The sequence below is a fragment of the Corynebacterium sp. MSK073 genome (assembly GCF_030232085.1).
Taxonomy (GTDB): Bacteria; Actinomycetota; Actinomycetes; order Mycobacteriales; family Mycobacteriaceae; genus Corynebacterium.
Window position 1 is genome coordinate 39466 of the sequence record NZ_JASPIY010000014.1, and the last position, 21818, is coordinate 61283.

Genomic DNA, 21818 nt, shown 5'->3' on the forward strand with positions numbered 1-21818 from the left:
CCTTCGTTGAGGGTTTCTGAACTTTATTCAACTGTAGCGGCTAAGGGCGCCGAAACGAAAATTGGGGTAGGGGTTAGGCTCCCCGGGTCCGCGCTTTTAGGCGGACACGCGGGAACGGCCGCGGCCGCGGTTGCGGCGACGCTTGAGGGCGCGGCGCTCCTCTTCAGACAGGCCGCCCCAGACGCCGGCATCGAGGCCGGACTCGAGTGCCCAGTTGAGGCAGGAAGAGGCAACGGGGCAGCGGTTGCAGACCAGCTTGGCCTTAGCGATCTGGGTAAGAGCAGGGCCGGAGTTACCTACTGGGAAGAACAGCTCTGGGTCTTCGTCGCGGCAAACGGCTTCGTGGCGCCAATCCATGATTGATATCTCCTAACAAATTTTTGACAGCAGTAAATACGAGCGCAATCCATGAGGGGCAGGAAAGCACCTTGATTTTTAGGTGGTGTGTGAACTGGTCTGCTAGCAGTGGGGCCCGGTCTCGAGGTCGGGCCAGCGTCGCCGCCGCCTATGGTTCACGGTGTTGTTACCTGAAGTTTCCTCCAGGTTAAGAAGAGGTTTACGCCCTCTTTCTTTTTGCTACTAGAGAATCATGACATGTTTACCCGATCGCCGCTAGGGTTAAAGGCTAAATTGTGGTTAACATCACGCAAATAGGTGCAGTGTGGGGGCCATAAATGTCAAAATCGAATTTTAAAGAAACCTGTGAGAATCGCCGTGAGCTGCAGCTATAGGTGTTATATGGTGAGTGTGGTGAGGAAGAGACCGTCAAATTTCCCAGTTCAGCCCCCTGCCCCCGCGCTACTGCTGGCAACATCGAGGCCCACCGTGGGTGGCGCAGAAAAAATTCGCGCCGGATTAGTAGACTGTGGCTTTGTGTCTAAGCAGAACAAACGCCAGGTAAATAAACAGCAGCGAGATAAGTCGGCAGCGCCCGCGCCGGCACCGGAGAGTGCCCCGCAGTCGGTGCTGATAGGCGCTGGTATTGCCACGGTGCAATCCATCGCGGTTATTTGTTTTGGCATTTTCCTCATTGTGCGCGAAGCGGTGGGTGCGGAAAATGACTCGATGGTCTCTGATTCCGGATCAGGAAGCTTTGTAGGGCTTGGCACCGCCATCTTTATCTTCATTGTCTTTGGCTTTGTCATCGCGGGCGCCTGGGCCATGGTGAAGGGAAAGCGATGGGGAAGAGGTGCCGTGGTCCTCGTAGAGCTCATCCTGGGTGCGAGTGCGTTTCAAATGTATAGCGGTGGATCCCCGGTGCTGGGAACTATCACACTGCTAAGCGCGGTCGCGGTGCTTTATCTCTTGATGTTTAGGCGCGAGTCCTCAGAGTGGGCCGCCTCGAATTTCTAAGGGCCACTCGCGCGGGAACCGCGAGTGGCACTCGCTTAGTCGCTGCTGAGGCCAACGACGGTATCGCCGCGGGTTTCTACAATGGTCTCGCCCGCCAACGTGAGGTGGACAGGACCGCGGTAGCCTCCGCGGTCGACGGCTATCTCGCGCAGTACCTCGCCGGTAGACCAGTCCACCACGGCTATACCCTTTTCGGTGGGCATTAGCATGCGCCCAGCCACTGAAATCGGGGTGCCGATGGCACCGTCAATGACGTGATCGACGTGCAAATCACTGGGGGTTAGAAGGTAGAGGCGCTGCCCATCAAACCACGTCATGTGGTGCGGGAGATCCGCTACGGCTGGGGCAAAAGGACTTGTGCCGGAATCGATGGCGGCAGAAGGCTTTACGGGGGTAGAAGAAAGCTTGTCGCCCTGGTTGTTATAGGACTCAATGCGGGGTTCTGGGCCGGGGATATAGACCGCGGCGGCGTCTTGGCCCACCGCGATAAGCCGCGCCCCATCGCGTTCGAGGGAGACATCGGCGTCCATTTCTGGTTCCCGGGAGTCCTCCGGGGTGGTGTTTTGAAACCTTAACCACGTGGTGTGAGGTTCCTCCGGGCATGATTCCGTCAGCGCGAGGTTCTCGGTACGCGTGAGCGCCGAAGAAATGGCGCATTCCTCGTGCGGTTGCTTCTGCGCCTCCTGCTTGGCCTCCACGTCGCCGTATTCCACGGTGCGCACGAGATCTGAGCGCCATAGGTCGATTCGCCCGGCAGATACGGTACCTACCCGGTCATTGGATCGCACGGGGATAACGTCCGGGGAATTGATGGCACTGCGGGTGGAGTCATATTCACCCGTCGCGGCGTTGATGGCCACCGTATCCCCGCAGCCCACGCCCGTGCGATAGGTGGCAACCACCTTGCCCCAAGCAGTCGATAGCGAGCAGAGTTCGGCATCGCTGCGGGTATAGGTCCAGGCCGTGGAGCCGTCGGCATTGGTGGCAGTGAGCACATCGCCATCGTGGCTAATGCTCAACCCGTGGGCGGAAATGGCGCGGTATTGGCCGGGTACGGGCTGGTTGGGCAGGCTGTAGGCGGCGGTGAGGGAGGAGGGGACATCGGCAAGCACGGCGGCATCGCTTTCCCCAGGAACGGCCTCTTGGTGCAGGTCAGCCTGGTGGATATTGGCCGTGGCGACCGCGCCGCCCACCGCGATGGCGCAGATAGCGCCGATGACGCCGGTGGCCTTCCAATCCGCCGCGGTAGCCCGCAAGATGGGGGCCTTAGTCATCGGCGCCCTCCTCGGGGCGTGCCCTTGCTGCGCCGAGACCCGTCCCGGGACCGCGATTGGGCTTGTCCCGCAGACCGCTTATGCGCCGGAAGTTGGCCAATCACGCTGGTGGCCGGCCCCACCTTTTCCTGCACGCCAGCGGGGATGGACAGCGCCTGGGCAAGCTCCGGGGAGGTGGAAAACCACTGCGACGGCGTGGCCGTATCTAGGCCTAGTTCATCGTTGATGACCTGCCATTTGGCCAGCTCATCGTAGCCCACCAGGGTGACGGCGGTGCCGGTGTGCCCTGCGCGGCCGGTGCGCCCGATGCGGTGGATAAAGGTCATGGGATCATCGGGAACCTGGTAGTTGATGACGTGGGTGACATCGTCGACGTCGATGCCGCGCGCCGCGATATCGGTGGCGACGAGGATGTCCACCTCGCCCGAGCGGAAGGCCTGCAGGGACTTCTCCCGGGACTTTTGGCCCAAGTCACCGTGCACGGCGCCGACGCGGAAGCCGCGCTCAGCAAGGTCATCGGCCAATTGCGCGGCCGAGCGTTTGGTGCGGGTAAAGATGATGGTGCGACCCCGGCCCTGGGCCTGCAGGATATGCGCGATGACCGGCACCTTATCCATGCGGTGGGCCTGGAAGGTGACCTTGCGGGTGGTTTCGTGCGTGACCTCATCCGCATCCGATTCGGCCCGGATGTGTACGGGCTTATTCATGAACTGGCGCGATAGGTTCAAGATGGCGCCGGGCATGGTGGCAGAAAACAGCATTGTTTGGTGCGCGTTGCCATCGAGCGCTTCCAAAATGGCCTCTATGGAGGGTAAAAAGCCTAGGTCCAGCATCTCATCGGCCTCATCGAGCACCACGATGGCGACGTGGCGCAGGACCAGATCGCCGCGCTCGTGCAGATCGAGCAGGCGGCCTGGCGTGCCGATGACCACATCGACGCCGCGCTGGAGAAGCTTAATTTGCTCCTCATAGGGGCGCCCGCCGTAGATGGAGGCGAGGCGGACCGGCAGGTGCGCAGCCGCGTCCTGCAAATCCGCGGTGACCTGCTGCGCTAGCTCGCGGGTGGGAACGACGATGAGCGCCCGAGGTGTCCCATCCAGCGGGGCAATATCCGCGTCATCAAAAACGCGATCGAGCAGCGGCACGCCAAAGCCAAAGGTCTTGCCCATGCCGGTGCGCGCCTGGCCAATAAGGTCTTGGCCTTTAAGCGCAATGGGCAGGGTTAATTCCTGGATTGCAAAGGTTCGCGCGATGCCACGGTCAGCGAGCCCATCGCAGATTTCGGCGGCGACGCCGAGTTCCGCGAAGGTCGGTGGCTGGGTTTTTATGACAGACACACCTTGATAGTAGCCGGGATGGTTATAGTGGGGCCATTGGCATGTAAAACTCTCGTTAAAGGAGGATAATTTTATGGATATCAAGTTTGGTTTTGCAGATACCCCGCGCGAGCTGATCATTAGCACCAGTGGCGAGCAGGCGGAGCTGACGCAAAAGATTAATAGCGCCCTGGCGGAAAACTCCACGTTGGAGCTAGAAAATGACAAGGGCCGCAAGTACCTCGTGCGCACTGACCGCGTGGTGTACGTCGAAGTTGGTGCCGCGAAGAAGCAGTCCGTCGGTTTCGCCGGCGCCTAAGCTTGGGGCTTTTTAAAGGTTTGCTAATTCAGTTTTTGAATAGGCAACCGGGTACGCTCAATGCCTATGGAAAGTAGGCAGAATCGCAAGGCTCACCATAGCCATGGGCGAATCCCGGATCATCCGAACCCGGTGGTCCGGTTCGCCCGCCGCTACGGCTGGTGGCGTGTGGTGGCTATCCCCGTGATGGTGCTGCTTACCATCTGGGTGATTGTGGATATCGCGTCCGGCTCTTCGGCCGATGACAATGGCGATGCATCCAGCGCCGAGACCACCGCAGCCGCCACCCCTACCCACGAGGATCTCACGGGGCCTGACCCCGCAAACGCGGAGGCGGTAGAGCGCGAGATTAGTGAGATGCCCCCTGGAAGTGACTTCACCAAAAAGGGCAAGGGCACGTTCCACGGAATCGGCCGCCCCGGCGCTGTAGCGGGCGAGGGCGGCGAGAAGAAGGTGCGCTATTCCATCGAGGTAGAAGATGGGCTCAATACCGCTCCCTACGGCGGAGATGATGCCTTTGCCGCAATGGTGGAGGCAACCCTTGCGGATCCACGCGGGTGGACCGCTCGAGGTGACTTCGAATTCGAGCACGTTGCCTCCGCAGACGATCCCGATACCCGCATCCAGCTGACCTCTCTGACCACGGCCGCGGAGCGGTGTGGCGAGAAGATTGAGACGGAAACCTCCTGTCACACCATGTTTACCGGCGAATCCACCACCATCATTAATGAGGCGCGGTGGGTGCGCGGGGCCACGCCCTTTGAGGGCGATTTGGGCAATTACCGCCAGTACGTCATCAATCATGAATTGGGCCACGCCATCGGATATGCCTCCCACCAACAATGCGGCGGCGAGGGCAAATTGGCCCCGGTAATGATGCAGCAGACGCTGAGTTTGAACAACAAGGAATTGCATGACCGCAATCCCAAGGAGGTCTATCCTGATGAGGATGTGACCTGCGAGCCCAATCCGTGGCCATATCCTAATCCGGAGCAAAAGGATCCCCACCAACCCCAATAAGGAGTACTGGATGCCGCTTCCCCCAGAGCATGTTTTAAGCGCCTTCCACGCAGAAACCGGAGCGACAGGCTCGCGCCGGGCCCAAGGCGATCAGCTGGGCCCAGTATGGGATAACGGCATCAAGGTGGGCGACGTGGTCTACTCCCAGGCCGGCCCCTTCGCTGCGTGGTCTGCCAAGGTGCGCGAAAAACTCAGCGTGCCGGGCGCGCGGGTATCGCGGCCGGTACTAGCGAGCGACGGCCGCCACACCGCCGCCGGGTGGAAGGCGACGCAGTTCCTTCCCGGCGAGGTCACCGGGCGCATCGATGAAGCAGCGCAGACGGCTTTGCGCTTGGACGATGCCATGGCCAATGCACCTGCGCCGCCGGGTGCGCACCGCGATGATGCCTTTGCCCGCGCGGAGCGCACCGCCTGGGCGGAGACGGGGGAGGCCTACGATAAGGCCGCGCTTGCCGATGTCCCCTTGGTCACCGCCCATACCGCCCTGCTGACCACCACGGTCTTTTATGGCGCGCACCCACCAGGAATCGTGGATCTCGTGCCGAGCCAATCCGCGCGCCCAGCCGGGTGGAGCGCAGCGCTTGTGATCGTGGATGGTCTGATCGCACAAGTGGTAGATGATGATATCTGCCAGCGGTTTGGCCATGTGCCAGGCATGCAGGAGCTTTTGCTGCGAGCGGTGTCCTATCGTCGGCACATTAATGATCTTAACCCGCGCTCGCGCTCGAATGTGCGTTCCAATATTGAGCGGGTGGAACAGTTTCTCGTGTCTAGGGCATCTGCAATACTGGGGCGGTGACTTACGATCCCCATTCCACCGCCCGCGCGGGAGTGGTCCTACCGCCGTCGCCCGAGGTACGACTCATCGCCCGCACCACGTCCGCACACGCCCGATCCTGGCCCGTTGAGCTGCCGGAAACCGGTACCTGGAAGGTAACCGGCACCGCCGGAACCGGCGTATCCAGTTTTCTTATCGATACCGTCATTCATGCTCTCGACCGCGCCCAGGAGACGGGGGCAGACCCTTCCGGCATCCTCGTGGTTGCCGCCTCTAAGGAGTCCGGTGCTCGATTGCGCCGCGAGCTTTCTGAGCGCCTCGAAGATTATGCGGCGCAGTCCTCCATGGTTCGCTCCATCCACTCCCTGGCTTTTGCCCTCCTGCGCAGCGCTAGCGATGAGGAATTGCGCCTTATCACCGGCGCGGAACAGGACGCCGTTATCCGTGAATTGCTCGAAGGCCACGCGGAGTCCGGCCACGGCGACTGGCCGGAGGAAGTCCGACCCGCCCTAGAGTACGTAGGCTTTGCCCGCCAATTGCGCGATTTTCTTTTGCGCTCCATCGAACGAGGACTAAGCCCCGCGGATTTGGAGAACCTCGGAGCCAAGTACGGCCGCAGTATGTGGGTTGCCGCCGGTACGTTCCTGCGCGAATACGAACGCGTCCAAGCCCTATCCGGGGCGCACTCCTATTCCGCGGCCGAGCTAGTCAACCAGGTCCTGCTGCGCCCAGAACTTACGAGTTCGCACCCGTGGCACACCATCGTGGTCGATGATGCCCAGCTATTGGATCCCACTGCGGGCGAGCTCATTTCTCGCTTGGCCCCCGATGCACAATTGCTGGTCATCGGCGGCGATGCGGACCAATCCGTCTTTGCCTTCCGCGGTGCGAATTCGCAGTTCCTTGAGGAATTTCCCGCGGAACACTCCGTGGAGCTTTCGCAGCCGCATCGCAGCGGATCCCCAGCCTGCGTTTCCATCGTGGATTCTGAGGGCCGCCTGCGCGATGTGGTGGCCGATACCGTGCGCCGCCGCCATTTGGACGATGGCGTGCAGTGGCGCGATATCGCCGTCATCGTGCGCTCAACGGCGGATATTGGCCAGATGCGCCGCACCTTGCTGGCGGCCGGGGTGCCGGTGCATATCAGCCCAACCGACGTCATTTTGGCTGAGCAGCGCCTAGTATCTGCCATGCTCCTTGCCTTGCGCGCCTTGGAAGAAGACCTCAGCAATGCGGAGCTTGAGGAATTGCTGACCGGGCCTGTGGGCGGGGCGGATCCCGTCACCCTGCGCCGCCTGATTCGCGGTCTGCGCCGGTGGGCGCCCGATACGCGCGGCATGGATAGCCTGCGCGAGCTCTTGCAGGGCGAGCTGCCGGACTTCAATGGCCAGCTCACAGAGCGCGAGTTTTCCATCCTGGAGCGCGTGCGCGCGGTACTCGCCGCGGGCCGGCAGGCCATACAAGCCCAAGCCTCTGTGGAAGAGATTCTGTGGGAGGTATGGAGTGCTACCGAGCTGGATATGCGCCTGCAGGCATCCGCCTTGCGCGGCGGCGCCACCGGCTCGCAGGCGGACCGCGATCTTGATGCCATGATGGCGCTCTTTGACGCCGCCGGTGATTACTCCGAGCGCCGCCCTGGATCCTCACTGCAGTCCTTTTTAACCCATATCACCGAACAAGAACTGCCCACCGGCGTGCGCGACCGCCGCACCGCCATCCCACAGGCCGTGGAGATCATCACCGCCCACGGCGCCGTCGGCCGCGAATGGGATACCGTCATCGTCGCCGGAGCCCAAGAAGGCGCGTGGCCCTCGCTGGGGGAGACCGGTTCCATTTTTGGCCAAGAAGATCTCATCGATCTCCTGGACCGCGATATTGAGCCTGATACCCCTGTTAGCCACATTGCCTCCCGTCTGGCCGAGGAGCGTCGGCTCTTCCACGTCGCCACCACGCGCCACCGGAACCGGTTGCTCATCGCCGCGGTGGAAAACCCCAACGAGGATGCCTTTGCAGAGCCCTCCCGTTTCATCGCGGAATTTACCGGGCGCGGGGTCGATGTGCCCGGCACAATGGCGCGCCGGGAGGCCAGCCGCGCCTTGCGCGCCACCCAATTTCCCCGCGAGCTGGGCTTAGATGTTCCTGAGCCGGCACCGGTGTCCCTGCGCGATGGGCTCGAGGTCGATCCCCTCGATATATCGGTGCTTTCCGTCCCTTCCTTTGTGGCGCAATTGCGCCGCGTGGTCACGAACCCAGATTCCGGCGAGGCGGATCGACGTCAGGCGGCCCGGCAGCTGGCGCGCTTAGCGCAGGCGGGAATCCCAGGCGCCCATCCAGACCAGTGGTTCTCCGCGCGCTCTGTGGCCTCGCATACGCAGCTGCGCGGTAGCAAGAGCCTATCGCCATCCCGGGTCGAAGCCCTGCTTAACTGCCCGCTCAAGGCGATCGTGGGAAACTTGGCCGAAGATCCCAGCGGCGCCGAACACCTTTTGCGCGGCACCATGGCACACGCCTTCTTGGAGGCCATCGGCCGCGGCATGGATGCAGAAAAGGCGCGCCTGCTCGTCATGGAGGCCTATGAGCTCATCCTGGACGTTCCACAGTGGCAGCTACAGAGCAAGCTGGAAGAGTTTTCTCGCCTGCTGGAACGCACGCAGCAATGGGCACAGCAATCCGAGGTGAAAAACGAGCTCGCCGGGGTAGAAGTACCCGTCTACGTCGAGGTCACCCCGGATATCCGGGTGGGCGGCTTCATGGACCGCTTGATGCAGGATGGAGACGGAAACTACTTGGTCGTGGATCTCAAGACCGGTAAATCTGCAGCGACGCAGGCAGAGGCGGAAGAAAACCGCCAGCTAATGACCTACCAATTGGCCTTGTCCCGGGGAAGCTTTGACGGGCAGCGCGTGCGCGATGGCGAAGGGATGCCGCGCGCAGGCGGGGTGCTTGTCTATCCCGGAAAAGATTCCAGCAAAATCACCACGCGCACACAAAGCCAGCTCACCGCGGAGGCGCTGGAAGAATTTTCCGCACTTTTGCCACCACTGGCAGCGGAACTGCGTGGTCCGCAACTTACCGCGCGCACCAATAAAGATTGCGATAAGTGCCCCATTCGTATCATCTGCCCAGTGCAGGAGGAAGGAAAGATGACCATCCATGCCTAAGCAGAATTTTTCCCCGGAACAAATAGCGAAAGCACTGGGCAAGGACTACCCACCCACCGAGGAACAAGCCCACGTCATCGAGAGTCCTTTTGGCCCCAAGCTCGTGGTGGCCGGCGCGGGTGCCGGTAAGACGGAAACCATGGCCTCCCGCGTGGTCTATTTGGTGGCCAATGGCTACGTGCGCCCTGAAGAGGTATTGGGGCTAACCTTTACGCGCAAGGCGGCCCAGCAACTAGAACAGCGCATTCGCCGCCAGCTCATTCAGCTGCGCGATTCCGGCCTCATCGTCCCCGGTAGCCCCGCCGCCGAGGCGCTTAACAATATCGCGCCCACCGTGGCCACCTATGACTCTTATGCCGGCGAGCTCGTGCGCGAATACGGCCTCCTGGTCCCAGTAGAGCCCTCGGCGCGCATCATCACGGAGGCAGAGCGCTTCGCCATTGCCTATGACGTGGTGAAAAACTACGGTGGCAAATTATCGGATGAAAAGACCTTGGGCTCCATTACGGAAACCCTGCTCAAGATCACTTCCGATATGGACAATTCCTTGAAAGATCCGGATGATATCGCCGAGTTCGCACGGGATTTCCGCGCTGATATTGACAACCTGGAAAAGGCGCCGAGGACGAAGGGCGAGTATTCCAAGGACCTGCAGAAGTACATCAATGTCCAGGATCTGCGCGTGCAGTACGTGCCATTGATCGAGGAACTCAAGCGCGCCCAGGCAGAGCAGCAGGTCATCACCTTTGGTGAGCAGATGTCTGTGGCAGCGCGCCTCGCGCAAGAGCACCCGGCGGTGGGCAAGCAACAGGCGCAGCGTTACCGCGTGATCATGCTGGATGAATATCAAGATACGTCTTATGCTCAGCGTGTACTCCTGCGCAGCCTCTTTGGTGGGGAGCACAAGGACATTTCCGTGACCGCGGTCGGCGATCCCATGCAGGCTATCTATGGCTGGCGCGGGGCTACCTCAGAAAACCTCACCGCATTCGTGGAGGATTTCCCGCAGGCAGATGGCACCCCTGCTCCCAAGGATCAGCTGACTACCTCGTGGCGCAACCCGTCGGGTGCCTTAGAGCTGGCCAACTCGGTAGCAGCCGGGGTCTTTGGGGGCGGCCCGCGGCCCGTCGATGAGCTGCATGCGGCCCCGCACAAGGGCGAGGGCGAGATTGAGCTCGGCTATTTCGCCAGCGAAGATGAGGAACATGATTATATTGCGCAGAAATTAAGGCAGCAGTGGGATGCGCGCGAGGGCGATGGCTTTCGCGCAGCGGTGCTGGTGCGTACCAACCGGCAAACCGCGGCCATTGCAGCAGCCTTGGACGCCGTCGATGTCCCCAATGAAATCAATGGTCTGGGTGGACTGCTATGGCAACCGGAAATCCAGGACCTTGTAGCGCTGGCGACCATGCTGGTGCGGCCGGAAGACGCGCAAGCCGCCCTCCGCATTTTCGCCGGGCCCATTTGCGGGCTGGGCATGGGCGATATCCAAGCCCTTGCCGCGCGGCAAAAGAACTTGGCGGGAGCAAAACAAGAGCGCCTGCAGTGGGAAGAGGGCATGGATCCTGAGGAGTATCTGCGCGCCCAATTAGCGCAGCTTACGGCTGAGGGCCCTGATCAGACGGTGGGGCTTGCCGATGCCCTGGCGGACCTCGGCGAGCGCGATCGCTATACCCCGCAGGGCTTGGCGCGCATGGAAGAGGTATCTGCCAAGCTGCGCTACCTGCGCACTTATTCGCTGTCTAAGCCTTTAAGCGATCTCTTTGCGGATATTGAGGCCATCTTCAATATCCGCACCGAGGTCCTTGCCCGCGGCAGCGCCGGGGGAGCCATCCACCTGGATAAATTCGCCGATATCGTCGCGGGATTCCACGGAGACTCCTTGTATGCGCTCTTAGATTATTTGGAGCTCGCTCGCGAGCATGAAGATGGCCTCGGGCTTGGGGAGGTGCCCGCCTCCACGGATCGCGTACAGATTATGACCGTGCATAAGGCCAAGGGCTTGGAGTGGGAGCACGTCTATGTCGTGCACGCTGACTCTTCAAGCTATAAGGCCCAAGCAGAGACCTTTTTGTCCAAGATCGAGAAGGTACCCGGTGACAATGACTACATCGAGGTCTCACCCGATGCGGTCACCCGTTCCGAATTTGAAAAGGCCTGCAAGGCATTCTTGGATGATGACCGCGCGCATAATGCGGAGGAAGCAGCACGCCTGTTTTATGTGGCCTTGACCAGAACCGAGTCCACGTTGACCGTTACCGGCTCCGGCACGAATAACCGGACGGGCAAGGCCAAGAAGGGCCCGTATGAGTACCTCGAAAGGCTAAAAGAATCCTTCCCCCAGTACGTGGGGGAGTGGACGGTGCCCGAAGAGCCGGTGGATACCGCGGCTCATGGGGCAGAAAGCGGGCTCTTCCCAGCCCTCGAAGCGGATCCGGATTCCCTGGCCGGCGCGGATGCGGTCCTGGCCGCCATGGAGGACCTTCCTGAGCTGAGCCACGGCGAGACCTTCGAGTTGTGGGAACAGGATGCGGGCGCGCTCATTGAGGAATACAAGTCCCTGCAACAACCGGTTGTGGATGTGGAACTTCCCAGTGAACTTACCGCTTCTGACATGGTGGCCTTGGGCAGCGATCCGCTACAGTTTGCGCGCCGGCAACGCCGCCCGGTGCCGTTTAAGCCCAATTCCTATGCCAAGCGAGGCACCGCCTTCCACGCGTGGTTGGAAGAGCGCTTTGGCAGCCCCGCGCTGCTAGGGGAAGAGGAATTGCCGGGCATCGATGAGCCAGAGGATTTCGATCTGGAAGAGCTCAAGGAATCCTTCCTGAATTCCGAATGGGCGCAGCGCCAGCCGGACTTTGTGGAGGCGCCGTTTGAAATCACCATCGGCAGTGCGGTGGTGCGCGGGCGAATGGATGCCGTCTTCCGCTTGGCAGATGGCACCTGGATGGTGGTGGATTGGAAGACCGGGCGGCCGCCGAAGGGCGCGGCCATGGACGCGGCGAAGATTCAGTTGGCGGTTTATGCCGAAGCCTGGCGGCGCATCCACGGCGGCGATAAAATCCGCGCCGCTTTCCATTACGTTCACGATGGTTATACTTTTGAGCCAGATACTTTAGCCCAAGGTGAGGAGCTGCGTAGCCTGCTTGAATCGTCAGTAGCAGGCCACTAGGGCTAAGGTATGGGGACGGAATGCGGACGATGAATGGATAATTGCGTCCCCGCATAACCGGCGGAATCAAAAATCGATCCAGAAAAGAAGGCTGGGCCAGTGGCCAAAAAACATGCGAAGGTGTTCAAAGGGCGTATTAAACAGCGCTTTTTGCCGCAGGTCGAGTTGTCCTCGCAACCTGATCACGCGCTCCTTGATGTCATCACTGTGCCCAAGGATCAAAATGCCAGCCCGTGGCGCCAGTTGGCTAAACGCGCGCTGTGGGCATTCGGCATCCTCATCTTTGTCACCGTCGTGGTGTACTTAGACGGCGGGGGCTATAGCGAGGACATGTCGCTTTTGGATTCCTCCTACTATGCCGCCGTCACGCTGACCACCGTGGGGTATGGCGATATCGTTCCGGTCACGGAGCAATCGCGGTTTATCAACCTCGTACTTATTACCCCCGCCCGCCTCATCTTCCTTGTGCTGTTGGTTGGTGCGACGCTCTCCGTGCTCACGGACAAGGCCCGCCGCACCTTTGAAATCCAGAACTGGAGAAAGCAATTGCGTAACCACACCGTCGTTATCGGCTATGGAACGAAGGGTGCCGGGGCGGTCGCCGCGCTCTTGGCAGACGACGTGCCCACCTCCCAAATCGTGGTCATCGATAATAACCGCGCCTCGCTGGCGCATGCGGAACACCACGGGCTGGTCACCATCTTTGGCTCGGGCACCAAACAGGACGTGCTCAAGATCGCCGGGGTGGAGCACGCAACCTCCGTGGTGGTCACCCCATCCTCGGACGATACCGCGGTGCTGTGCTGCCTGTCCGTGCGCGAGCTCGCCCCTAAGGCCAAGATCGTGGCCTCGGTGCGCGAGTCCGAAAACCGCCACCTGCTGCGCCAATCCGGTGCCGATTCCGTGGTTACCTCTGCAGAGACCGCCGGCCGCCTGCTGGGGCTTGCCACCGTGACCCCCACCGTGGTGGAAATGATGGAAGACCTGCTTTCTCCCAACGAGGGCTTTTCGGTATCAGAGCGCGCCGTGCGCGAATTCGAGGTCGGGTCCAACCCACGCCACCTGGCGGATATCGTGCTCGCGGTGTTGCGCAATAACGAGCTCCACCGCGTCGATACTGCTGATGCCTCCGCACTGAAACCGGGCGACCGCCTGTTGTATATCAAGCATGACTTGGAACAACCCGTGGAAGTGCAAGATGAGGACGAGGAGGATTAATTGTATTTGCCCGTAACGCACACGGGTCTAGTGCCTGCCACCGCGAGCGGGGACGCCGCGTTGGTGGAGCAATTGCCGGAGGGCGTGGGGACACCGGAGATGGTGGACATCGGCACGCTGCACGTTTTTGCCTGCCCGGAAGCAATTGCGCGGGGCATGGGGCAGCTACAACCTGCGACCTTTTTCGCCGATGATTCCCTCGTCATGCAGGCCATTGCCTTGATTCGCAACCGGCTGGAGCAGCGCTTCGATCCGCGCACGGGCCACCCGTTGGATTATCCCACGCCGGGTATTATTGGCCGCGATCCGCAGGATTCGCGCCGCATGGTATTTCCGCGCCTAGACCCGGCGGTTATCGGGCTCATTGAGCTCAAGGGCGAGGAGAAGATTTTGCTGGCGCGCAATCGCGGGCGCAATGGCTTCTTTTCCTTTATCGCCGGATACGTGGAACCGGGCGAGACCATTGAGGCCGCCTTTGCCCGCGAAACCATGGAGGAAACCGGGCGCCGCATTGACAATCTTCGCTACTGGGGCTCCCAGCCGTGGCCGCCGAGTGGCTCGCTTATGCTGGGCTTTCACGCAGAGACATCGGATGTCCAGGCCACCTGCCATACTGATGGGGAACTGGAAGAAATTCGTTGGGTGACCCGCGCCGAGCTGCCTGAGCTCCCGTTGGCCACCGCGGGTTCTATCGCACACACGATGATTATGGAGTGGTATCACGGTGAATAAGCCGGATTTATCCCTGCTGGATGAGGATCAACGCCGCGCGGCCACCGCCCCACGCGGGCCGGTGTGCATTTTGGCGGGCGCGGGCACCGGTAAGACGCGCACCATTACCTATCGCATCGCCAACATGGTGGATCAAGGGTTCGTAAACCCCCAGCGCGTTTTGGCCGTGACCTTTACCGCGCGTGCGGCAGGAGAAATGCGGGATCGCCTGCGCATGATGGGCGTGGCTGGCGTGCAGGCCCAGACCTTTCACGCGGCCGCGCGGCGCCAGCTGAAGTATTTCTGGCCGCAGGTCGCAGGCGATCTGCCGTGGACTCTATTGGATAATAAATTCCCGCTCGTAGCCCGCGCGGTGCGCTCGGTGGGGCTGGATAATTCCAAAGACATGATCCGCGACGTGCTGGCAGAAATCGAATGGGCAAAATCCGCGCTGGTCAGCGCGGAGGATTATGAGAGCGTCATCGCGGAAACGGATCGCACCGCTCCAGCCGATGCCGCTAAGGTAGCCGAGGCCTTCCGGCGCTACGAGAAGGCCAAGGCTACGCCGGATATGATGCATTTGGACTTCGATGATCTGCTCATGCACATCGCTGGAGCCATCGAAAATGTCCCGGCCATTGCAGAGACCTTTCGCGAGCAGTACCGCACCTTCGTCGTTGACGAGTACCAGGACGTCACGCCCCTGCAGCAGCGCGTGCTGAACGCCTGGCTGGGTGATCGCGATGATCTCACCGTGGTGGGCGATGCCAACCAGACCATCTATTCCTTCAACGGCGCCTCGCCGGAGTACCTGTTGAATTTTTCGCGCAGCTATCCGGACGGGACCATCGTCAAGCTGCAGCGCGACTATCGCTCTACGCCGCAGGTCACGGACCTGGCTAATCGGGTCATCGGCAAGGCTACGGGGCGCGCGGCGGGCACCCGCCTAGAGCTGCAGGGCATGCGCGAGCCTGGGCCGGAGCCGACGTTTAAGGCCTACGAGTCCGAGGAAAATGAGGCGCAGGAGGTGGCCGGGCAGGTGCTGACCCTGCTCAACCAGGGCGTGCTGGCCTCAGAAATTGCCATCTTGTACCGCATCAACGCCCAGTCGGAGCAATTTGAGCAGGCGCTTGCCGATGCCGGAGTGGTCTACCAAGTCCGCGGCGGTGAAGGTTTCTTCCGCCGCCCGGAGATTCTGGAGGCCATTCGCGTGCTCATTGCCGCCACGCGCCGCGATGATTTACCGGAGGACCCCGTGGCGATTGCGCGTGCCGCCTTTGTCGAGCTTGGGCTCAGCGCGACCGAACCGCAGGGCGCGCAGGCCCGCGAGCGCTGGCAATCACTGAACGCGCTGGTGGGGTTGATCGAAAAGATCGTGGAATCCACCCCGGGCATCGATCTCAATGGCGTGCTGGGCGAGCTGCGCCGCCGCTCCACTGATAAGCAAGCCCCCGCTATGGAGGGCGTTACCCTCGCTACGGTGCACGCGGCGAAGGGCTTGGAGTGGGACGCCGTCTTCCTCGTCGGGCTGAGCGAAAAGCTCATGCCCATCAACCACGCCATCAAAGCGGGCAACGAGCAGATCGAGGAAGAGCGCCGCCTGTTTTATGTAGGCATTACCCGCGCCCGCGAGCATCTAGCCCTGTCGTGGGCATTGGCGAAGACCGCCGGTTCCAGGGCCTCCCGGGAGCGCACCCGGTTTCTCGATGGCATCGCGCCAGGCGTGGAATCGGCTGCGGGAAGTGGCCGCTCCCGTCGCCCGAAACGCTGCCGCGTGTGCAGTGGGGTACTAGAGACACCGGCGGAAAAGGTCATTGGCCGGCATGAAGACTGCGAGGGCAATGGCGATGATGAGGTCTTTTCCGCCCTGCGCTCGTGGCGCGCGCAGGTCGCTCGGGAAGAAAAGGTTCCGGCATACGTTATCTTTACCGATGCCACGCTGCAGGCCATCTCGGAAGAGCTGCCGGTAGATGAAGCGGAGCTGCTGTCTATATCTGGAATTGGGCCCAATAAGTTGGAGCGCTACGGCGAGCAAATCCTAGAGGTCATTCGCTCGGTGCGGATGTAGCCAGGTTAACCTTGCCGCCGTAACACACCGGGCAGCGCGGATGGGCGATGGCCGTGCGCTGCTGGTGGCGGCCGTAGACGTCTACCTCCCATTGTTGGCCTGGGCGCGGAAATGAGGTTGGCGCGCCTGGCGGTAAGGGGCGCTTGCTTAAGCGGCGGACCACCACCTGTGCTTGGGCCGCTACAGCATCGATGACTAGTTTTTCTGGCTGCCTGCGCACGCTAGTGAGCTGGGAGGCGATGGTGGTCCACTGCGGATCCGCATCCACGCGGTATAAGTGAATGCACAGTGGGCAGGGGCCTTGCCCCTCCACGCGCAGGGGCCCGATGATGCCGCGGTTATCTAGGAGGGAGATGGGTAGCCACGTCGTTGGGGTTCCGGCAAGCGCATTGGCGCAATCGATGGGGCAATGGAGCTGGTCGATGGCAAGCACCGTAAAAAGCCCATCGAGGTCGTGGATATAGGAAAAGATATTGTCCTCATCAAGGGGGATGCGCACCGTATATCCATCTGCTGCCAAGCGGGCGCGCAACTCCAGAGCAAGCGGGGATTCGCCCAGCATGATGATGGTTTCAGGCTGCTCTGGATGTGGTGGCTGGGACCAGAGAATGCCATAGTCCAAGGCATCATCGATGAGGCTGCTGGCGGCGGCGCTATCCAAGCCGGCCGCTTCCAACCGCGCCGCCAATTCCCCGGAATCGACCGGCTGATGGGCCGTGGCAAAGGCACGGGCCACGCCCTGTGCATTGCCCGTATCCGCCACCGCCACCCGGGTGGCGTCCATTCCGAATTGCACCACGGAATTCTCGCGGCAAAATACGCCGCACCCTGGCGCCAATGTCACACGTTGAGCCGTGCCGTGTGAGCCAGTCACTGGTTCTCCCCCTCAAATCCCCTCTATCGCCCCGAATACGGCATATGTGCCGCATGTGCGTCCATTGCACCACAGGTACAATGGCCTGTCATGTCGAGCACGCAACCACCAGGACGTACCCACCCTGAGGTCAAGGTTATCCGCTCTGCGCGGCGGCGGAAGTCGGTGCAGGCGCGCATGGTGGCCGGGGTATTGGAAGTGCGCATTCCGGCTTGGATGTCCGCCCGGGAGGAAAACGAGGCGGTACAGGACATGCTCGCGCGCTTAGAGAAGAAAACCGGTGGTGGTACGAAGACCGATGCGGCGCTTCTCCAGCGCGCAGAACAGCTCAACGCGCAGTACCTGGAAGGCCGCGCGTGGATTGGGTCCATCCGGTGGGTGAGCAATCAAAATACGCGGTGGGGTAGTTGTACTACCTCCACCGCGGATATCCGGCTGAGCAACCGCCTACAGCAGGTGCCGGATTATGTATTGGATTCGGTCATCATCCATGAGCTGACCCATACCTTCATCCCGCGCCATGGGCGCGAATTCTGGCGGTGGGCCGATAGGGCGCCCCACGCCGAGCGGGCCAAGGGCTACCTTGAGGCCTACCAGCGCTGGGGCGGTTAGCGCGAGCTATTTATCCTCGCCGCCGTTGTCCTTTTCGGAGTTGTCGTCGCCGTCGTCCACGTCGTCCCCGTCGTCGCTGCTTTGCGAGTCCTTGTCTTGTGCAGAATCCTTGTCCTCTTCGGACTTGCTTTCGGAGTCCTCGCCGGAACCCTCGCCGTTTTTGAGCATCTCTTCGAGCTTGGCAAATTCTTCCTCGAAGCCCTCATCAGGCTCATCATCCAAGAGGGAATCGATGAAGGCAGCCGGGTTATCGAGGTGCTCTGCGGTGGGCAGGAAGTCTGGGTGGTCCCAGGCCTTATCGCGCTTTTCGGCACCCACGGCCACGGTGGCGCGGCGCCACAGCTCGGCGGCCTCGGTGACCTTGGGGGCGTTGAGCTCGATGCCCACAACCTTGCTAAAGGCCTGCTCAGCAGACCCGCCGGTGCTGCGGCGGTGCGCCCATGCCTCAGTGAGCTTGGAGGTGGAGGGGATGCGCTCGCCCAAGGCCTCGCTCACGACGTGCTCGGCCCAGCCCTCGACCAAGGCCAACAGGGTTTCCAGCCTGGAGGCGGCAGCGGTGTTCTTGGAGGTAATCCGCGGGGAGAGATCCATTCCCTGCAGCTTGCTCATGGCTTCCTGGATGGCCTGCGGATCGCCGGATTCCAGGTTCAGCTCGCGGGCGAGCTCTTCAATGTGGGAGGTATCAATGACCAAGCCGATGGCGTATTCCTCCACGGAGGAGACGATGCGCTCTACCAGCCACGGCACGTGCTTGAACAGGCGCTGGCGGGCGGCCTCGCGCGCGGCGATGTAGACCAATACCTCCTGGCCAGGAACGTTGAGCTCGCGCGCGACCTTCTGAATGGTATGCGGCAAAAGTGCCACCGTATTGGCCGGGGCGATGGGGAGGCCAAAGTCGGAGCCGGTCAGCGCTTGGCTGGCCAGATCGCCCAGGGCATGGCCTAGCTGCATGCCGAAATTCATGCTGGACATTTGGCCCATCATCTTGGTCATCGGGCCCATCATTTGGCGGGCCTCTTCCGGCATGGATTCCAGCTGGGCATCGTTCATGTGCTGGGCCACGGGAGTGACCATGCGCTCCCAGGCGGGCATGGTTTCTTCCAGCCACTGCTTGGAATCCCATGCCTGCGTGGTTCCGGAAGCGGTGGGGAGAATGGAGGCATCGTCAAGCCAGAGCTCCGCCAGGCGCACCGATTCTTCTACTGCCTTGGAATCTTCCGCGCTGATGTCTTTTGACTTGGGGATCTGCTGCAGGGCGATGCGCTTGGCCATGTCGTAATTGACCGGCCCGGAGTTCTGGGGCGAGTTCATGGACGAGCCCATTCCGGATAGCATCTGACCGAACTGGTTCAGCATGTCTCCGAGGCCGCCACCATTACCGCCGCCGAATGCGCCGAACGGGTTCTGGTTACGACGGCCGTCATTATCGTCGTCATCGTTATTTGGGAAAGAAAAACCGAATCCGTTGCTCATGCGCTCCAATCTACCGGCACCGTGCGGAAAGTTTCCATGATCACAGCAACGCTGACAGCGAACAGTACGCCAAAGGTTGTAGGCTATTGCTTCGTGAATTCTCCTGCTAGCCGTCGCGTCCGCACCATCGCCTGGGGTGCTATCCCCGTTGTGCTTACCGGTGCGTTGGTATCGCTTGACCATATCCCGGGCACCGATGTCTCGCTGACCGTTCCCTATGCCGCCGAAGGCCCCGGTCCTACGGTGGATACGCTGGGCGAGGTCGATGGCACCCAAGTCGTTGATGTGCAGGCGCCAAAGACCTATGAGCCCAGTGGGCACCTCAATATGACCACCGTATCCGTGCGCACCAATATGACCTTGGCGCAGGCGTTGGGGCGCTGGGCGCTTACCGATGACACCCTGGTGCCCATCGATACCGTCATTCCGCAAAACATGACCGATGAAGAGGTCCAAGAATCCAATAAGCAGGCCTTTACCCAATCGGAGTCCGCTGCCACCATCGCGGCGATGGACTATTTGCACCTGCCGGTCAAAATCACGGTGGCGGAGGTCATTGAGGATGGCGCCGCTTCGGAGCACCTTAAAAAAGACGATGTCATCACCGCCGTCGATGGCACCGAGGTTACCGAGCCGAGCGAGGTCCAAGACATCATCAAGGACAAAAGCCCTGGCGATAAGGTGAAAGTCAGCGTCACGCGCGGGGATAAAGAGCTCAGCGAAGAAATCGAATTGGGCGAAAACCCGCACGATAAGGGCAAGGCACTGCTGGGAATCGCCATGCTATCCCAGCCCAAGGACGATATCTCGGTGAACTACAACCTACAGGATATCGGCGGGCCATCAGCGGGAATGATGTTTACCCTGGCGGTTATCGACAAGCTCAGCGATGAAGACCTAACCGGCGGCACCTTCGTGGCCGGCACCGGCACCATTCAGGCCGATAGCAAGGTCGGGCCGATTGGTGGCATTGAGCATAAAATCGCCGCCGCGCACGAGGCAGGCGCCGAGCTTTTCTTGGCGCCCAAGGACAACTGCTCAGCGGCGGCCGGCAGCGACCACGGCGATATGACCATTGCACAGGTAGAAAACCTGGACGATGCCGTGGCGGCCATGAAGGACTTTGCGGCGGGCAAAGACGTCAAGGAATGCAGCTAAAAAGAGCTTGTGCGGCCGAGGCCTAGTCCTTTACTAGGCCCAATTCCTTAATCTTTTCTTCCGGGTCCACCTGGTCAGAAGAGATCATCTGCTGCATGACCAGGCCTTCCTTATTATCCACCACGGTGATAACCGCGGTGGTGCCCAACGTGGACCAGCCGACGACGCGATCGCCATCGTCCTCGATGGCATGGGAGCTGCGCAGCTCCGTAAGTACCTGGGTGGTTTGGGAGGCCTTGGAGTGGGACTTAAAGAACTGGAATTGCCCCACCTTAGGGCCGGAGCAATTGTACGAAGAGTCCCCGCCGGTGGAATCGCAGCGCTCAAACTGGGCGAATAGGTCCTTGGGTGCCAGCGACTTATATACGTCGTAGACTTTGGCGACTGACTTATCCAACTCGCCGCCAGCACTCGGCTCGCTGGTGGTGCTTTCCTCGGAAGCCTCGTCTTCATCCTTGTCCGCCGTTTCTGACTCCGAGGAGGACGCGGCGGAGGATTCGGTGCTGGATGCCGTGGATTCCTCGTCGTTTTCAGAGGTTGTGGTGGAGGCGGCAGGAGTGGTCTCTACGGGGGCATCGTCAGGCGCATCGGCATCGGAGGAACAACTTGCCGCAGCCACGCTGAGCCCCAGTAGCGCCGCCGCGGTAGCGGTACGGGCAGGAAAACGGCGGGAGAAGGAAAGGCGTCGCACTGTATAGAACTCCTTGGTCGCGGGCTTAATTGCCACTTAGTCTAGTTCATCCGGATCCTGGTTGAGGCCATAGCGCAAAGCGGCGATCACGCCGGGGGCTACCTGCGGGCCGCCGCGGAGCTGAATATCGTCCTCAGCAAAGGGGCCTGCGGCCTCAAGCTCTTCCTCTGTGGGACGCAGCTGCAGCAAAGTGGTCTCAATTCCTTCCTCGCGCAGGGCACCCGAATACAGGCGCGCCGGGCGAGGGGAGGGGTCCTCGCTAGAGGTATCCCGGAACTTAATCTCCTGGGCCAAGATGGCACCTGCGACCTCGCGCGGCCAGGCCAAGCGGGAGACGTAATCAGCCAATTCCTCGGAACCCGGCTCGATGTTTTCCGGGACATTGTCTTGCACGATAAGGGTTAGCGGGGACGCGGTTTCCTCATCCATGGCCGCTAGCTGGTCTGCCACCAGATGGGTGGGGACAAGCGCGAAGATGGTGGGGCGGGCGTCCCAACCTTCAGCATGGACGAACTCCACGGCCTCCGTCATGGCGCGGTTTAAAGCTGGCTGTGATAATTCGGGGGAACTCATAGGCATCCTTATTCGTTATCTGGGTATTGATTCCTTAAACTGGAAAA

At 61.1% G+C, this 21818-nt stretch carries 18 protein-coding genes; 11 read left to right on the forward strand and 7 right to left on the reverse strand.

Translation table 11 applies throughout. From position 1 onward, the window contains the following. Positions 1-96: 96 nt before the first annotated feature. Positions 97-357 carry a WhiB family transcriptional regulator gene (locus QP970_RS09595; RefSeq protein WP_005277545.1) on the reverse strand — a complete coding sequence of 87 codons (261 nt, stop codon included), beginning with the start codon at positions 355-357 and terminating at the stop codon, positions 97-99. A gap of 516 nt (positions 358-873) precedes the next feature. Here QP970_RS09595 and QP970_RS09600 point away from each other — a divergent pair. Then, positions 874-1353: a hypothetical protein gene (locus QP970_RS09600; protein WP_239269421.1), complete on the forward strand. Its 480-nt coding sequence runs from the start codon at positions 874-876 to the stop codon at positions 1351-1353. 35 nt (positions 1354-1388) lie between these two features. Here QP970_RS09600 and QP970_RS09605 read toward each other — a convergent pair whose 3' ends face one another. Further along, positions 1389-2627 carry an Rv3212 family protein gene (locus QP970_RS09605; protein ID WP_239269422.1) on the reverse strand — a complete coding sequence of 413 codons (1239 nt, stop codon included), beginning with the start codon at positions 2625-2627 and terminating at the stop codon, positions 1389-1391. Then, positions 2624-3964 (reverse strand): DEAD/DEAH box helicase, encoded by a 1341-nt coding sequence (locus QP970_RS09610; protein ID WP_239269423.1) that lies wholly within the window; start codon positions 3962-3964, stop codon positions 2624-2626. The genes QP970_RS09605 and QP970_RS09610 overlap by 4 nt, the downstream gene beginning before the upstream one ends. A gap of 73 nt (positions 3965-4037) precedes the next feature. Between QP970_RS09610 and QP970_RS09615 the strand changes: the two genes are divergently transcribed. The 8 genes from QP970_RS09615 to QP970_RS09650 all read left to right on the forward strand — a co-directional run bounded on the left by QP970_RS09615 (position 4038) and on the right by QP970_RS09650 (position 16390). Then, positions 4038-4262, forward strand: coding sequence for a DUF3107 domain-containing protein (locus tag QP970_RS09615; protein WP_284869883.1), 225 nt, complete (start codon positions 4038-4040; stop codon positions 4260-4262). Between the two features lie 66 nt (positions 4263-4328). Then, positions 4329-5282, forward strand: a complete 954-nt coding sequence (locus tag QP970_RS09620) for a DUF3152 domain-containing protein (RefSeq protein WP_239269425.1) — start codon at positions 4329-4331, stop codon at positions 5280-5282. Positions 5283-5292: 10 nt separating this feature from the next. Then, entirely contained in the window at positions 5293-6081 is a 789-nt protein-coding gene (locus QP970_RS09625; RefSeq protein WP_284869884.1) for a hypothetical protein, read from the forward strand. Positions 6082-6113: 32 nt separating this feature from the next. After that, positions 6114-9221 carry an ATP-dependent helicase gene (locus QP970_RS09630; RefSeq protein ID WP_284849720.1) on the forward strand — a complete coding sequence of 1036 codons (3108 nt, stop codon included), beginning with the start codon at positions 6114-6116 and terminating at the stop codon, positions 9219-9221. Further along, positions 9214-12393, forward strand: coding sequence for an ATP-dependent helicase (locus QP970_RS09635; RefSeq protein WP_284869885.1), 3180 nt, complete (start codon positions 9214-9216; stop codon positions 12391-12393). The genes QP970_RS09630 and QP970_RS09635 overlap by 8 nt, the downstream gene beginning before the upstream one ends. A gap of 99 nt (positions 12394-12492) precedes the next feature. Beyond that, positions 12493-13611, forward strand: coding sequence for a potassium channel family protein (locus QP970_RS09640; RefSeq protein WP_239269428.1), 1119 nt, complete (start codon positions 12493-12495; stop codon positions 13609-13611). Continuing rightward, entirely contained in the window at positions 13612-14343 is a 732-nt protein-coding gene (locus QP970_RS09645) for an NAD(+) diphosphatase (RefSeq protein ID WP_239269429.1), read from the forward strand. It begins immediately after the preceding gene. Next, positions 14336-16390, forward strand: a complete 2055-nt coding sequence (locus QP970_RS09650; protein WP_284869886.1) for an ATP-dependent DNA helicase UvrD2 — start codon at positions 14336-14338, stop codon at positions 16388-16390. The genes QP970_RS09645 and QP970_RS09650 overlap by 8 nt, the downstream gene beginning before the upstream one ends. Here the strand turns inward: QP970_RS09650 and QP970_RS09655 are convergent. Further along, complete coding sequence (locus tag QP970_RS09655; RefSeq protein WP_284849710.1) at positions 16368-17264, reverse strand: hypothetical protein; 897 nt, start codon at positions 17262-17264, stop codon at positions 16368-16370. The two genes, QP970_RS09650 and QP970_RS09655, sit on opposite strands and share 23 nt — an antisense overlap. Before the next feature lie 90 nt (positions 17265-17354). On the opposite strand from QP970_RS09655, the gene QP970_RS09660 reads away from it, so the two are divergent. Beyond that, complete coding sequence (locus QP970_RS09660) at positions 17355-17876, forward strand: M48 family metallopeptidase (RefSeq protein WP_239269432.1); 522 nt, start codon at positions 17355-17357, stop codon at positions 17874-17876. Positions 17877-17882: 6 nt separating this feature from the next. On the opposite strand, the gene QP970_RS09665 is transcribed toward QP970_RS09660, so the two are convergent. Next, entirely contained in the window at positions 17883-19349 is a 1467-nt protein-coding gene (locus QP970_RS09665; protein ID WP_284869887.1) for a zinc-dependent metalloprotease, read from the reverse strand. A gap of 93 nt (positions 19350-19442) precedes the next feature. Here QP970_RS09665 and QP970_RS09670 point away from each other — a divergent pair, with 93 nt between their 5' ends. After that, positions 19443-20507: a YlbL family protein gene (locus tag QP970_RS09670; protein ID WP_239269434.1), complete on the forward strand. Its 1065-nt coding sequence runs from the start codon at positions 19443-19445 to the stop codon at positions 20505-20507. Positions 20508-20529: 22 nt separating this feature from the next. On the opposite strand, the gene QP970_RS09675 is transcribed toward QP970_RS09670, so the two are convergent. Then, entirely contained in the window at positions 20530-21234 is a 705-nt protein-coding gene (locus QP970_RS09675; RefSeq protein WP_411697075.1) for a beta-N-acetylglucosaminidase, read from the reverse strand. Further along, complete coding sequence (locus QP970_RS09680) at positions 21235-21771, reverse strand: PPA1309 family protein (protein ID WP_005277569.1); 537 nt, start codon at positions 21769-21771, stop codon at positions 21235-21237. Positions 21772-21818 lie beyond the last annotated feature (47 nt).